Source organism: Desulfomicrobium macestii, assembly GCF_014873765.1.
Lineage (GTDB): Bacteria > Desulfobacterota > Desulfovibrionia > Desulfovibrionales > Desulfomicrobiaceae > Desulfomicrobium > Desulfomicrobium macestii.
This window is the reverse complement of sequence record NZ_JADBGG010000088.1, coordinates 1-1,702: the sequence shown is the minus strand read 5'-3', so window position 1 is coordinate 1,702 and position 1,702 is coordinate 1. Positions and strand designations below refer to the sequence as shown.

At 52.0% G+C, this 1,702-nt stretch carries 2 protein-coding genes; both read right to left on the bottom strand.

Features of this window, described 5'->3' with window-relative positions:
- Nucleotides 1-22 precede the first annotated feature (22 nt).
- Nucleotides 23-1,378, bottom strand: a complete 1,356-nt coding sequence (locus tag H4684_RS20455; RefSeq protein WP_225940604.1) for a transposase — start codon at nt 1,376-1,378, stop codon at nt 23-25.
- A 152-nt stretch (nt 1,379-1,530) separates the two neighbouring features.
- Entirely contained in the window at nt 1,531-1,686 is a 156-nt protein-coding gene (locus tag H4684_RS20450) for a (2Fe-2S)-binding protein (protein WP_118230672.1), read from the bottom strand.
- Between the last annotated feature and the right edge of the window lie 16 nt (nt 1,687-1,702).

Genomic DNA, 1,702 nt, shown 5'->3' with positions numbered 1-1,702 from the left:
CAGCCCGTTGATTTATTCATGATTAACACCGCTCTACGGTAATCTGCGCTCCGACGAATTCTTCGCCGGTCTCGCTCCTCATCTCGACAAAAATCATCGAAACGACCATCCATCCCCAAGCAAAAACAAAAATTTGCGCTGAATTGAGGTAAAAATACCCCTTCGGGGTCCCGAAACCTATCAACTGGCGCATCAGCAGGCCGAGATTGAACCCGGCCACGCACAGGAGATATCGTTTGTGGACGTTTTCCTGCCCTCGAAGGTGCGTTCGTCGCATGCCTCCACGATCGAGCACATGCTGAAAACTTCGCTCGACCAATTCCGTTCGTCGTTTTGCCAACTCGCGCCCTTTGGCTGACTTCAGCCGGGCGCGGTTATTGTAAACGGCCCGCCGTGCCTCATGGTCACCTTTCCAGTTGAACAACCCGTTCGCCTTCGGCTCGGCGATCCTCGTCTTCCAAACTCCGCTATCCAGTTCTTTCACTACTTCCCGAGAATGGTAGCCTTTGTCCGCAATGACCTCCGTCGGAGCCGTGCTTATCGGCGTACAACCGATGTCGGAAAGATTCTTCCTGGCGGATTCGAGCGTCTTGCCGATCGTCGTCGTGTCCCCCTGGTCGGCCTTGTGGATATCGGCGGAGACAATCGCTCCGGTGTCCAGGTCCACGGCGTGTTCGGGCTTGTAGGCGAGGTGGGTGCGGCCATCCTTCATCTTGGTAATCCGCGCGTCCTCGTCGCTCTCCGACTTCCAGTCCTTGTTCGAAAGCTTTTTGCCCTTGCGCTTGCGATCCATGCGGGCCAACTCTTCACGGGTCGGCGTCTTGATCCCGCTGTCCTTGGCGATGCGCTCAAGCATCTGCTGGTACGTTTCTCCTGTATCCCGGCGCACGATCGAACGCATGGCCGCGTTGGCTTCCATGGTCGAAGCATCGATACCAAGGCGCTCCCCAACTACCAGGCCGGACTTGGTCAACGCCTGCAACACCCAGCCGAATACTTCCTGATGGACTTCCAGGGGCAACCGTTGGCGGATTCTGCTCAGGCTGGAGTGGTCCGGAACCCTCTGGGTCAGGGAGAGTCGTAGGAACTTTCGCAGCGACAAGGAGTCGGAACACCGCCACTCAAGCCCGCGCTCGCTCTCGATACCTTCAAAATAGCCAACCAAGTGCATCCTGAAATATCGACCTGGAGGAATGGATTTCCTGCCGGGACCAGACGCATAATACGGCTCACAGAGCTTCTCGACAAAACGGTCAAAGCCGCCCTTGATCAAGACCGACTGCAAGCGGTCATAAAAAACGTGTCCAGGTGAGCGCGGTAAATCCGCACACATGACAAACACCTGACTCTGGTCATCACTCTGGTTGCCAAGTCCCATAACAGCTCCTTGTTCATGGCAACCTTCTATATTTTTGAGATTTTTTCAATATATAAATAGTTTCGTATATAAAAAAATCATTTGTTAAAATTTTGTAAAATGCTTGTCTTGTTTAAAATTTGGTCCGCCAACTGACGAACGTCTGAAAGACATCAGCGACCTTTCGGATTCTTTTCAGCACACTGGCACCCACCAGCCTTTTTTTCGTTCATGATACGTTCAAAAATTGTAGATTTTCCGTTTTGAATAACATCCTGCTCAATATCTTCGGATGTATAGCCAAAACAATAGCATACGAGTTCTGACATAATCAAACTCCTTAAA